Source organism: Microbacterium sp. SLBN-154 (assembly GCF_006715565.1).
Taxonomy (GTDB): domain Bacteria; phylum Actinomycetota; class Actinomycetes; order Actinomycetales; family Microbacteriaceae; genus Microbacterium.
This window is the reverse complement of sequence record NZ_VFNL01000001.1, coordinates 3,455,261-3,468,255: the sequence shown is the minus strand read 5'-3', so window position 1 is coordinate 3,468,255 and position 12,995 is coordinate 3,455,261. Positions and strand designations below refer to the sequence as shown.

Sequence of the window (12,995 nt, the reverse complement as noted above, 5' to 3'; positions counted from 1 at the left end):
GCGGGCCGCGCCGCCTGCAAGCATGGTCCGGTGCCGGCATCCGATTACATCCAGTCCCTCCGCTCCCGGATCGGTCACGATCTTCTGCTCCTTCCGGGCGTCACCGCCGTCATCCGAGACGGCGAACGGATGCTGCTGGCCCGGCACGCCCACTCACGAACCTGGAGCCTGGTCGGCGGAGCCGTCGAACCAGGGGAGGAACCTCTCGAGGCTGTCATGAGGGAGGTGCGCGAAGAGCTCGACGCCGAGATCGACGTGACGGGCATCGTCGGCGTGTACGGCGGTGAGCCGCTCATGGTCACGTACCCGAACGGCGACCGGGTGGGGTACGTGACGACCGCCTACGAGTGCGTGCTGCGGACGCCGCCGACGCCGGACGGCGTCGAGCTGATCGAGATCGGATGGTTCGAGCGACACGACATCTCTTCCCTCGACCGTCGCGGCTGGATCGACCGGGTGCTCGCCGACGTCAGGGGATCAGCAGGACGCCGACGGCGAAGACGATTCCGCGGCTGACCGGACGGCTTGGCGGCGCGGTGGCGGCCGGCTCGACCGTCGACTGCTGCGTCATGGTGCGCCCCTAGCCTCCAGGCTTCTGCAGGGCCAGGTTTCGGGTCCAGGCGGTGGACGGCGAGTCCGTCGCCCGGCGGGCCGCCTGCACAACTCCTCTCCACCGCGCAGGTCGCTGGCCCAGAGGGCACTTCCCGGCGGTCGAACGCGAAATCTGAGGAGTTACGCCGACGCCGCTGTCCCTGACTCCTGCAGATTCGGCGCGGAGCGCGGGGATTCGGGACTTTACGGCCCGACGTCGCGTGAACTGCAGGAGTTCGGGACGCCGCGCGTCGCGCGTGGGGGCGGCTCAGTCCCGCAGGTACCCCGTGGCGGGGTCGATCTCGGCCAGGAACGCCGCGATGTGATCGCGCGCCTCGGCGTCGGCGAGCGCAGCGCCGTCGGTTCGGCCGATGGCGAAGCCGTACCCCGTGTTCGGGCCGCTGAGCCACGCGAACTGATTCGCGCCGTCGCGCAGACGCCACTCGAAGGTCTCGCCCCGGACTCTCAGGACGCGCGACTCATTCCCGAACATCTTCCGCCCGCCCGCGCACCAGCGACGGGAGGCGGTGGTCGATCACGGTGAGGATGATCGCCAGCACGATGCCGATCGCGAGCACGACGAGGGAGTTGAGGATCGATGCGGTCAAGCCGATCTCGGTGACGTCGAGGAACGGATACGGGTACCACCCGGTGACCGCGCCATGGATGAAGGTGTACACCAGCCACAGCACCGGCCAGATGAAGACGAGGAGCGTCGTCATCCATGAGATCCGGGGTCGCGGCCCGAAGATGAGCCAGCCGATGAGCGTCGCCCACGGCGCGATGTAGTGAAAGCCGATCGTGGCGACCAGCGCCCAGCCCTGCGGGTCGACGAGGCGGGCGAGGACGGTCTCGTAGACGAGACCGGTGATGATGATGCCGAGCAGGGCATCCATCCGGAGCACCCGCCACACCTTCCCGTCGCGGTGTACGTTCAGCATCAGCGCGATCGACGTCGCGAGCACGAACAGGTTGCTCTGGATGGTGAAGAAGCTGAACAGCCTGACCAGACGTGTGCCGATGGGTCCGGTCGCATTCGACCCCGAATTCGCGTCCTGTCCACCGGTGAGGATCAAGACGATCTGAATCACCAGGGCGATGGCGACGACCACCGCGATCGCGCCGTACCACCCCCGCGCGACCCGCACGCGGACGTCCTGTGTCTGCTCCGTCACCGTCGTCGTCATGTTTTCCCCGATCCTGAAGCGCTTTCCCCAGCCCGGCACATCGTATCCATTCACCTGTCGGCCAGGGGAGAGCGGGGGAGAGGTTTCGGGACGCGCCCACCGCAGACCCGCCTCCCGCTCGACTGCAAGCGATTGCGGGGATGGGGCAACAAACCGATGCACACCCGCGCAAAGCCCTAACGTTAAGGGATTCTCATGATGTAAGCGCTTGCAAACAGAACGCTTTCCCAGGTACGGTCGCCCGGAGTCCCCCATCCGCACGTCGCCGTGCCGCCCCTCCAGGAGCCCCGTGTCGAAGCCGACCTCCTCCCGTATCCGCCGCGTTCTGGCCGTCTTCACCGGCGCCACGCTCGTCCTCACCGGGAGCGTCGCGCTCGCGCCCGCGGCCACCGCGGCGACCCCGCCCGACGACGCGCGCACCGTCGCCCTCGTCGGATCTCTGCAGTCCGAGCTCGGCTGCTCCGATGACTGGCAGCCCGACTGCGCGGCCACCGAGCTCGCCCTGACCGACACCGAGGGCGTGTACTCGGCCGAGTTCGAGGTGCCCGCCGGCACATACGAGTACAAGGTCGCGCTCAACGACGCATGGGACGAGGCCTACGGCCTCGACGGTGGCGCCGACAACATCCCGCTCACCGTCGCCGGACCCACCACCCTGCGTTTCACCTTCGACGACTCCCTCGACCGAGTGGGTCTGGAAGCGCTCAGCCTCCGCGGCGACTACGAGGACGCCGATGACGCGCTCGTCGCATCGCCGGTGCGTCAGCCCGGCAGCGACGAGCAGTTCTACTTCGTCATGACCGACCGGTTCGCCAACGGCGACCCGTCGAACGACACCGGCGGATTCGAGGGCGACCGCCTCGCGACCGGGTTCGACCCGACCGACAAGGGCTTCTTCCACGGCGGCGACATCGCCGGTCTGCGTGCGAACCTCGACTACATCGAAGGTCTCGGCACGAGTGCGATCTGGCTGACCCCGAGCTTCGCCAACCGCCCGGTGCAGGGCGAGGGTGAGAACGCCAGCGCCGGGTACCACGGCTACTGGGTCACCGACTTCACCCGCATCGACCCGCACCTCGGTACCAACGAAGAGCTCGAGGCCCTCATCGCCGAAGCCCACGACCGCGGCATCAAGGTCTACTTCGACATCATCACCAACCACACGGCCGACGTCATCTCCTACGCGGAGGGCCAGTACTCCTACATCGACCAGGCGACCTCGCCCTACCTCGATGCGGCCGGCAACGCCTTCACCCCCGATGACTACGCCGGCGGCGACACCTTCCCCGAGCTCGACCCCGCGACATCCTTCCCCTACACCCCGGTCATCGCCGAAGCCGATCAGAACGCCAAGACCCCCGAGTGGCTGAACGACCCGACGCTGTACCACAACCGCGGCGACTCGACCTGGTCTGGGGAGTCGGTCACCTACGGCGACTTCTCGGGTCTCGACGACCTGATGACCGAGCACCCCACCGTGGTCAACGGCTTCGTGCAGGTGTACCAGGACTGGATCGACCTCGGCATCGACGGGTTCCGCATCGATACCGCCAAGCACGTGAACTTCGAGTTCTGGGAGACCTGGTCGACCGAGGTGCTCGACTACGCCCACGCCCAGGGCAAGCCCGACTTCTTCATGTTCGGCGAGGTCTACGACGCCGATCCGGTGAAGCTCTCGCCCTACGTCCGCGACACCGACATGAACAGCGTGCTCGACTTCGCCTTCCAGTCGTCGGCGATCAGCTTCGCGGCAGGCAACAGCGCCAAGGGTCTGCAGAGCCTGTATGCCGGCGACGACCGGTACACCACGCCTGACAGCTCGGCGACGGCGCTGCCGACCTTCCTCGGCAACCACGACATGGGCCGGGTCGGATACTTCCTGAAGAACACGGATGACGCGCTGGCGCGCGACCTCCTCGCTCACGAGCTGATGTTCTTCGGCCGCGGCCAGCCTGTGGTCTACTACGGCGACGAGCAGGGCTTCGCCGGCGCTGACCCCGGAAACGATAAGAGCGCCCGGCAGAGCCTCTTCGCCAGCCAGGTCGCCGAGTATCAGGAGCAGACGCTCCTCACCGGTGAGACCGCGGGCTCCGTCGACCGCTTCGACACCGCCGCCCCCGTCTACACCCACATCGCCGCCCTGTCGCAGCTGCGCGCAGACCACCCGGCGCTGGCGACCGGTGCGCAGATCGAGCGCTACGCCGACAACGGCGCGGGTGTCTACGCCTTCTCACGCGTCGACCGCGACGAGAAGACCGAGTACCTCGTGGCCCTGAACAACACCGCGGCCGACAAGACGGTCGAGGTGACGACCCTGACCGCAGATGCCTCGTTCGCCCCGATTTACGGCGCCGACCAGGGCCTCGCCACCGATGCCGCCTCGGTGACCTCGGTCACCGTGCCCGCTCTGTCGGCGGTCGTCTACCGCGCCGACACGACCGTCACCGCCCCCGAGGCGGCGCACGAGCTCTCGGTGTCGGCCCCGGCGCCGGGCGCGGCGCTCTCGGGTCAGGTGGCGATCGGAGCGGATGTCGCGGACGCGACGTGGCAGGAGACGAGCTTCGCCTGGCGCGTCGTCGGCTCCGAGGACTGGACGGCCCTCGGCACGGCCGAGGACACCGACCCGCGCGTCTTCCACGACATCCGCGGCCTCGAGACCGGCACCCTGGTGGAGTACCGCGCGGTCAGCGTCGATGCGGCAGGGCAGCGTTCCGCGGCGTCGACCTACGCCTCGGTGGGCAACGGCGTGACACTCGAGGTGCCCGAAGCGCCGGAGTCGCCGATCGACATGGTGACGGTGCCGGGCAGCCTGAATTCCGAGATGGGATGCGCGGGCGACTGGGCCCCCGGCTGCGAGGCGGCGAAGCTCACCCTCGGCGCCGACGGCATCTGGAGCGGCACCTTCGACCTCCCTGCCGGTGACTACGAGTACAAGGTCGCCATCAACGGATCGTGGGACGTCAACTACGGGGGCGACGGCGTGCTCAACGGGACCAACATCGCCATCACCCACAGCGGCGGCCCGATCACGTTCTACTTCGACCCGCGTTCGAACATCGCCCAGTCCACGGCCGAGGGCCCCATCGTGACCATCCCCGGTTCGATGCAGGACGAGCTCGGCTGCGCCGGCGACTGGGCGCCGGACTGCCTCGCGACCCTCATGGCCGACGGAGACCGCGACGGAGTCTACGAGTTCACCACCGACCAGATCCCCGCCGGGGCGTATGAGGCGAAGGTCGCCCACGGCCTGAGCTGGGATGAGAACTACGGCGTCGGCGGTACCCCCGGCGGCGGCAACTACAGCTTCAGCGCAGCCGACGGCGAGCTGGTGGTGTTCCGCTACACCCTCGACACCCACCTGCTCGAGATCGAGGTGACGAACCCGCCGCTCGCGGGTACCGGTGAGCTCCGTGCGCACTGGATCGACGAGAACACCCTCGCCTGGCCGAGGGACCTCGGGGCGGATGCCGCTGACGCGACCTGGCAGCTGCACGCCTCGCCCGCGGCATCCCTCGCCCTCGAGGACGACGAGATCGTCGGCGGCGACGCCTTCGATCTGACTGTGATCGACGGCGGACTGACCGAGGCTCAGCGGGCGGCATTCCCGGCCCTGGCCGACTTCGTCGCACTCGACGTATCGGATGCCGACGCTGCGGCGCTGCTGCAGGGTCAGCTGATGGTGTCGCAGCGGGGCGCCGACGGCGCGGTCACCGCCTTCACCGGCGTGCAGATCCCCGGTGTGCTCGACGACCTCTACGCCGGTGCGGTCGCCGATCTCGACCTCGGCGTGACCTTCGACGGTGACGTGCCGACGTTCCGCCTGTGGGCGCCGACGGCGCAGTCCGCGACGCTGCTGACGTGGGAGGCCGGCGGTGACCCGGCCGACGCCGAGCGTCACGAGGCCGAGTGGGACGCGGCATCCGGAGTCTGGACCGTCGAGGACGGCAGCGCGCTCGCGGGCGTCGAGTACCTCTGGGAGGTCGTCGTCTACGCCCCGTCGACCGGAGCGATCGAGACCAACCAGGTCACCGACCCCTACGCGGTCGCCCTGACGCTCAACTCGACCGCATCCGTCGCCGTCGACCTCGCGGACGACGACTGGCGCCCCGAGGCGTGGGAGGAGACCCCGGCGCCGGTCATCGACCGGCCGGTCGACCGCGCGATCTACGAGCTGCATGTACGCGACTTCTCGATCGGCGACACCACGGTCCCCGAGGAGGAGCGCGGTACGTACCGGGCCTTCACGCGCGACAGCGCGGGCACCGCGCAGCTGCGCGAGCTCGCCGACGCCGGCATCAACACCGTGCACCTGCTCCCGACCTTCGACATCGCCACGATCGAGGAAGACCGCGCCATGCAGGCGCAGCCCGACTGCGACCTGGCCTCGTACGGCCCCGCCGACACCGCGCAGCAGGCCTGCATCGAGGCGATCGCCGACGCCGACGGGTTCAACTGGGGCTACGACCCGTACCACTTCTCCACGCCGGAAGGTTCGTACGCGGTCGACGCCGAGGGCGGAGCGCGGGTGCACGAGTTCCGCGAGATGGTCGGGGCACTCCACGGCATGGGCCTGCAGGTCGTGCTCGACCAGGTCTTCAACCACACCGCCCAGTCGGGTCAGGGGGAGAAGTCGGTGCTCGACAAGGTGGTGCCGGGCTACTACCACCGTCTGAATCTGGCCGGCGCCGTTGAGACGTCGACCTGCTGCCAGAACGTCGCGACCGAGCACGAGCTCGCCGAGAAGCTGATGGTCGACTCGGTCGTGCTCTGGGCCAAGGAGTACAAGGTCGACGGGTTCCGCTTCGACCTCATGGGCCACCACTCCAAGGCGAACATGCTCGCGGTGCGCGCTGCGCTCGACGAGCTGACCCTCGAGGAGGACGGCGTCGACGGTTCGGCGATCTACCTCTACGGCGAGGGCTGGAACTTCGGCGAGGTGGCGAACAACGCCCTGTTCGAGCAGGCCACGCAGGGGCAGCTCGGCGGCACCGGCATCGGCACCTTCAGCGACCGGCTGCGCGACGCCGTCCACGGCGGCAGCCCCGTGGCCGGTGAGACGGTGCAGCAGCAGGGCTTCGGCACCGGGCTGGGCACCGACCCCAACGGTGCGCCCATCAACGGCACACCCGAGGAGGCGCTGGCCGACCTCGGTCTGCAGACCGACCTGGTGAAGCTCGGGCTCGCCGGCAACCTCCGCGACTTCACGCTCACCGATCACACCGGCGCGGTGAAGGCCGGCGACGAGCTGGATTACCGCGGATCGCCCGCCGGCTACGCCGAGCAGCCCGACGAGATCATCACCTACGTCGACGCGCACGATAATGAGACGCTGTACGACCTGTCGGTGCTGAAGCTCCCGGCTGACACCGCGATGGCCGACCGGGTGCGCATGAACACCCTGTCGCTGGCGACCACCGCGTTCGCCCAGACGCCGTCGTTCTGGCACGCCGGCACCGAGCTGCTGCGCTCGAAGTCGCTGGACCGCAACAGCTACAACTCCGGTGACTGGTTCAACCGCATCGACTGGACGGGGCAGGAGTCGACCTTCGGCTCGGGTCTGCCGCGTGCGGCGGACAACGAGGACAAGTGGGCGATCATGAGCCCGCTGCTGGCGGATCCGGCCCTGAAGCCCGCTGCGGCCGACATCGCCGCCGCCGAGGCATCCGCTCTGGATCTGCTGCGCACACGCGAGGATGTCGACCTGCTCCGCCTCGGATCGGCCGCGCTGATCCAGGAGAAGGTGTCGTTCCCCGGCAGCGGACCGGAGGCCCCCGCGGGCCTGCTCGTGATGCTCGTCGACGACCTCCTCGGTGAGGATGTCGACCCTGAGCTCAGCGGTGCGCTGGTCGTCTTCAACGTCTCGCCCGACGCGGTCTCGCAGACGCTGCCCGAGCTCGAGGGGCGCGCGTTCGCCCTCGCGCCGACGCTGGCGGACGGCACCGACGAGGTCGTCAAGTCCACGACGTGGGATGCCGCGACCGGTGCCCTGACCGTGCCGGCGCGCTCCGTGGCGGTGCTGGTCGAGGACCAGGCCGACGGCGGGTCCGGTGAGGAGCCGGGTGAGGGCCCCGGCGACGGATCCGGTGAGGGCCCCGGTGACGGATCGGGCGAGCAGCCTGGTGCAGGGTCCGGTGGCGGGTCGGATGACGACGGCGCGTCGACCGGCGGAGACTCGGCCGCCCCGGGTGTGCTGGGGGTGACCGGTTCGGAGCTGCCGTTCGGCCTCGCCATCGCGGCGGTGCTCCTCCTTCTCGGAGGGGCGCTGATGGTGATCCTTCGTCGGGCGGCGGTGCGGCGCGGCTGACCGCCCGTCACAGCGGACCACGTCGGGGTGGCGCAGGGTCTCACCCGAGATGTCCTGCGCGACCCCGACATCGGCTTACGCCGGAAGCGGCGAACCGACCCGAACCAGATTGCCGTCGGGGTCGACGAGCGCGAACTCGACCAGGCCGTACTCGGTGGTGGCGGGCGGCGTGATGCGGTGGCCGGTCGCCGCGTCGGGAACGACATGCGCTCGCCACTGCTCGTACAGCGATTCGGCGTCGTCGACGTAGAGGTAGCACATGCTCGCCGTGGTCAGCGGGTCGAGCTCGGGGTCTTCCGAGAAGTGAAGCGCGATGTCGCCGCGCGCGAGGATCAGGTAGTGCCACTCCTCGGGGGGCCGTGATCCGCGATCTTCGAAGCCGAGCGCCTCGTAGAACCGCAGGGTTCGCCGCAGATCGCGGCTGAGCAGGATGGGGACGGCCGACTCGCGCACGACGCCAGGCTAGCGCCGCCCCGCGTCAGAAGCCGTCGAGCACCGGGCCGCCGAAGATCAGCAGCGCCGCCGCGGCCACGGTGGCAAGGGTGGCCAGCAGCAGTCCGATGACGAGGACCGTGCCACCGATGGAGAGCAGGAAGGCCGTCGATTTACTCATACCTCGACGCTAGGAATCGGATGCCGCGACGGCATCGGCCCCGGGGTGTATCCCCGTCCCTCGCGAGGATGACCTTCGCCGCCCGCGCGGCCCGTCACGGCTCGCTCCCGCCGCGACCCGTCGAAAAGTGCGGCTCGTCGCGGGTCACGCCCGCCGTTTCTGACGGCTCGCGGGAACCGGCGTGGTTCGCGCGGCCCGCTCCCGCCGCGACCCGTCGAAAAGTGCGGCCCGTCGCGCGTCGCGACCGCCGTTTGTGACGGCTCGCGGGAAGGGGGACGGGGAGAACGGGCCGCGCGTCGCCCGGTAGTCGGGGATAGCCTGCTCGCATGCGGCGCGGCACGACGTGGATCATCGGTGGCATCGGCCTATCCTGAGCGGGGCTCTCGGGCTCCTCGGTGCGGATTCTGTGGGCCTTGCGGGTTCGGGCGTTCTGGCGATCGTGCAGAACGTCGCGTTCGCGGCATCCGCTCTTCTTCTGGCCGTCGGGATGACGCGAGCCGACAGCGTCGTCGCCCGGCGACCGGTCGCGTTCCTCGCGGGGACGGTGGGGCTCGGCGTCCTGGCGGTGATCCTCGGGTCGCGTCGTCGCGGCGCGACCGTCGAGGTCTTTCGGTCTTCGTGACCCGTCAAGAAGTGCGGCTCGGAGGGCGCCGCACCCGCAGATCGTGACGGCTCGCGGCGGATCTGGTCGTCGAGCGGAGCGCAGAAGGACGGAGGCCGGCGGCCGGCAGTGGGAGACGCAGGAGGGCCCCCGGACCGTGGTCCGAGGGCCCTCTGCGTTGTGTGGGTTACTCGCCGGCAGGGGTGGTACGGCGACGGAGGGCGAACAGCACGCCTCCCGCGACCAGCAGCAGCGCCGCGCCCAGGGCGGCGCCGAGCGGCAGCTCCGCGCCGGTGACACCGAGCTGACCGGCCGTCGAACCCGTACCCCGACCGCTGTCCGAGCCCGAACCGCTGCCCGAGCCCGAACCGTTACCGGCGCCGGGGGTCGATCCGCCGTCCCCATCGCCGGGCGCCGGGGTCTCGCCCACGACCGCTCGGCCGAGCGGCGCCGGCTCGACGACCTCGAACTCCTCGAAGTACGCCACGGATGCCGCGAGGTCGACCTGACCGGAGTCGGCCACGTTCGTGCCCTCGGCCAGGGTGAAGAAGTTGTCTCCACCGGCCGCGAGGAACGAGTTGGTCACGATGGTCATCTCGTCATCGGCGCCGATCGCCTCGCCGTTCAGCGTCATCGAGAGGATGCGCGAGCCGGCAGCGGCGTTCGGGTCGTAGACGTAGGAGAAGCCCTCCGACACACCCAGGTGCAGCTTCGGCCGAGACGAGCTTTCGGGCTGCCACTGCTCCTCGAGTACCTGCTCGAGCTGTGCACCCGTGAGGGTGAGCGTGACGAGGGTGTTCGCGAACGGCTGCACGTTGGCGACGTCGCGGTAGGTGACCGTGCCGTCCTCGCCGAACAGCAGGTCGGCGCGAAGACCGCCCGGGTTCATCAGCGCGATCTGCGCAGGCGTGCCCGCGTACGACTCGTTCGAGGTCGCCCACAGGTACATGTCGGCCACGAGGTTGCCGAGCGACGACTCGACCCCCCTGTCGTCACCCGGAGGGGTGCCGCCGCGGACGATGTCGCCCGTGATCGACCCGACCTCGACGCTGCCGAGCTCGTCGGCGACCTCGACGGCGTCGGCGACGATCGCCTCGACCTCGGGGTCGGCGGCGAACAGCGGCGCGTCATCCTCGCCGACCAGGGGCACCAGCGACCCACCGATCGAGACGAGCTCGCCGGTGGCGGTGTCCACGGAGATGTCGAGCTTGCCGAGCATGGTGCCGTACTGGTTCGCCTGGATGACCGGGCGCTCCGTTCCGGCGACACCGTTCACCGGCACCTCGCAGGCGTACGGCTGGTGGGTGTGACCCGAGACGATCGCGTCGATCTCCGCCGACGCGCCGTTCACGAGCGCGGCGTAGTCGCTGTCGCCCTGCGCGATGGTCGCGCAGTCCTCGGTGGGCGCTCCGTCGTGGGTGAGGAGCACAACGACATCCGCGGCGTCGGCCGACGTGATCTCGGCCGCGACACGGTTGGCAGCCTCGAGCTGATCGCCGAATTCGATCTCGGTGATGCCCGCAGGGCTCACGAGGGTCGCGGTGTCGGCGGTCACGGTGCCGATGAAGGCCACCCGCACGCCGTCGACGTCTTCGACCACGTACTCCTGCAGCGCGGGCTCATCGGTGCCCGCGAGGTACACGTTCGCGCCCAGCGCGTAGGGAGCCCCGGCGACCTCGTCGCCCTGGCCGTAGCGAGGGATGACGCGCTCGACGAGGTCGGCGAAGCCGGCGTCGAACTCGTGGTTGCCCACGGCTCCCAGGTCGAGTCCCGCCTCGACGAGGGCGTCGATCGTGGGGTTGTCCTGCTGGATGAACGACGTGAACGTCGACGCGCCGATCATGTCGCCCGACGAGACGAACAGCGTGTTGGGGTTCTCCGACTCGAACTGCGACACCGCACCCGCGATCACCGCGGCGCCCGCCTCGCCGTTGCCGAAGTTCGGCTCGATGCGACCGTGGAAGTCGTTGATCGTCAGCACCTGCACGTCGGTCGTGGTGTCGAGGGTCGAGTCCACCGAGTAGACGGTGGTCGATCCCGAGACCTCGTTGCCGACCGCGAGGAGCGGAGCGCCGGTGGGGGAGTCCTCCGCGGCGACGAACGCGATGCCCTCGGGGCCGAGGTCGCCGGCAGCGGCCAGACCGGCTGCATCCGTCGTGTCCTCGCCCGACACCGCGAAGTCGCGGTTGTTGAAGTACGTCACGAACGAGGCATCCGCGGGGCTTGAGAGGTCGAAGACCATGATGCCGCCCACGCGCTCGAGCCCGACGAAGGCGTAGGGCACCCCGTCGACCTCGCCGACCGTGACGCTCTCGGGCTCGGGCCCCTTGGCGTCGCTGCGCGTGTCGAACTCCGACGCGCCGTGATCGGAGTTGAAGTTGGCCGGAAGCAGTTCGGCGGTCAGGCGCTCGAACGCATCGCCCGAGTCCCACACGAGTTCACCGGAGGTGTTCCAGATCGAGAACGACCGGGCACCGTAGGAGTACAGCTCCTCGTAGCAGCCCTCGTCGGCGTTGAAGCCGTCTTCCTTCGACACGGCGAGGCGACCGAGGTCGGCTGCGCCCGTGAGCGAGGCGAGCGGGCTGTCGGCGCACACCGGGCCGTAGCCGTCGGTGGCGAGGTTGCCCACGCGGGACTCGTCGATGTACTCGCCCCACTCCCGGACGTCACCTTCGTTCGCCGTGACGAGGTAGGTCGCGCCACCGGTGGTGTAGGCGTCGATGGCGTCGGGCATGTACATGCCGTTCAGGCCCGGGTAGGTGTCGATGTTGATGGCCGGACCTTCGGCGGCGCCGTCGCGGTCGCTGGCATCGAGCCCTGCACCGGTCGCACCATGGTCCTTCGTGCCGAGCGGCACGATCGCCGACACGGTCGCCGACGCGAGGTCGACGACGGCGAGCGAGTTCGCCTCCTGCAGGGTCACATAGGCGGTGGCGCCGTCGACGGTGATGTACTCGGGCTCGAGGTTGCGGCTCACCGGGAGGTCGCCGGCGGGGTTCGGCCCGAACACGCGCACACCCTCGGGGAGGGGCAGCGATCCGCCCGCCTCGAAGTCGCGGAAGTCGGCGGTGGCGACAGCGCCCTGCCCCGGCGCGGTCACGCCGGCGGGCAGCGTCACGACGCTGATCGAGCCCTCGGGGTCGATCGTGAAGTCGTCGGAGGGCTCTCCCTCGTTGGCGGCGACGGCGTACTGCCCGTCGGCCGAGATGGTCACCATGTCGGGGAGTGCCCCGACGGTCACCGAGCCGAGGATGGTCGACCCGGCGGCGTTCGCGTCGAAGAACAGCAGCGAGCCCGGGTCGGTCTTCACCGGCGCTTCGAGGGCGATGACACCGAGCCCGTCGTCGCGGACGGCGACGGAGTTCGCCACGCCCGCCCCGCTGATGTCGAACTCCTTCACGATGTTCGTCGGGTCGGAGTAGTCGAGCACCGACACGGTCGCCGCCTGCGCGTTGACCACGAAGAGGCGGTCGCCGTAGGCGGCGACGATCTCGGCGGCCCCCTCGTCGAAGACGCCGGTTTCGAACGAACCGAGCGGCGTCAGCGACAGCGCTGCGTCGTCGGCGGAGGTGGTGATCGGATCGGTGACGATGGCGCCGAACGCCGCGCCCGGCGCGAGCGCCAGGGAACAGGCGACGGCCGCCGCGGTCAAGCCGGCCGCGGCGCGTCGATGAGATGAAGGCATGAATGTCCTCAGGT

The 12,995-nt window shown here is 69.7% G+C and carries 8 protein-coding genes; 3 read left to right on the top strand and 5 right to left on the bottom strand.

Annotation, left to right across the window (positions count from 1 at the left end):
• Nucleotides 1-30: 30 nt before the first annotated feature.
• Entirely contained in the window at nt 31-516 is a 486-nt protein-coding gene (locus tag FBY40_RS16750; RefSeq protein WP_141939865.1) for an NUDIX domain-containing protein, read from the top strand.
• Nucleotides 517-859: 343 nt separating this feature from the next.
• On the opposite strand, the gene FBY40_RS16745 is transcribed toward FBY40_RS16750, so the two are convergent.
• Together FBY40_RS16745 and FBY40_RS16740 are read right to left on the bottom strand one after the other, a co-directional pair.
• Nucleotides 860-1,084 carry a hypothetical protein gene (locus tag FBY40_RS16745; protein ID WP_141939864.1) on the bottom strand — a complete coding sequence of 75 codons (225 nt, stop codon included), beginning with the start codon at nt 1,082-1,084 and terminating at the stop codon, nt 860-862.
• The gene (locus FBY40_RS16740; protein WP_141939863.1) at nt 1,071-1,778 is read right to left on the bottom strand and encodes a Pr6Pr family membrane protein; all 708 of its coding nucleotides are present in this window, start codon (nt 1,776-1,778) and stop codon (nt 1,071-1,073) included. The genes FBY40_RS16745 and FBY40_RS16740 overlap by 14 nt, the downstream gene beginning before the upstream one ends.
• Before the next feature lie 289 nt (nt 1,779-2,067).
• Here FBY40_RS16740 and pulA point away from each other — a divergent pair, with 289 nt between their 5' ends.
• The gene (gene pulA / locus FBY40_RS16735; protein ID WP_141939862.1) at nt 2,068-8,082 is read left to right on the top strand and encodes a pullulanase-type alpha-1,6-glucosidase; all 6,015 of its coding nucleotides are present in this window, start codon (nt 2,068-2,070) and stop codon (nt 8,080-8,082) included.
• A 75-nt stretch (nt 8,083-8,157) separates the two neighbouring features.
• Here the strand turns inward: pulA and FBY40_RS16730 are convergent, their stop codons facing one another.
• Nucleotides 8,158-8,535 (bottom strand): bleomycin resistance protein, encoded by a 378-nt coding sequence (locus FBY40_RS16730; protein ID WP_141939861.1) that lies wholly within the window; start codon nt 8,533-8,535, stop codon nt 8,158-8,160.
• A gap of 25 nt (nt 8,536-8,560) precedes the next feature.
• Nucleotides 8,561-8,695 (bottom strand): hypothetical protein, encoded by a 135-nt coding sequence (locus FBY40_RS17665; protein WP_268815541.1) that lies wholly within the window; start codon nt 8,693-8,695, stop codon nt 8,561-8,563.
• Between the two features lie 406 nt (nt 8,696-9,101).
• On the opposite strand from FBY40_RS17665, the gene FBY40_RS16725 reads away from it, so the two are divergent.
• Nucleotides 9,102-9,317: a hypothetical protein gene (locus FBY40_RS16725; protein ID WP_141939860.1), complete on the top strand. Its 216-nt coding sequence runs from the start codon at nt 9,102-9,104 to the stop codon at nt 9,315-9,317.
• Between the two features lie 166 nt (nt 9,318-9,483).
• On the opposite strand, the gene FBY40_RS16720 is transcribed toward FBY40_RS16725, so the two are convergent.
• The gene (locus tag FBY40_RS16720; protein ID WP_141939859.1) at nt 9,484-12,981 is read right to left on the bottom strand and encodes a choice-of-anchor I family protein; all 3,498 of its coding nucleotides are present in this window, start codon (nt 12,979-12,981) and stop codon (nt 9,484-9,486) included.
• Nucleotides 12,982-12,995: the final 14 nt, after the last annotated feature.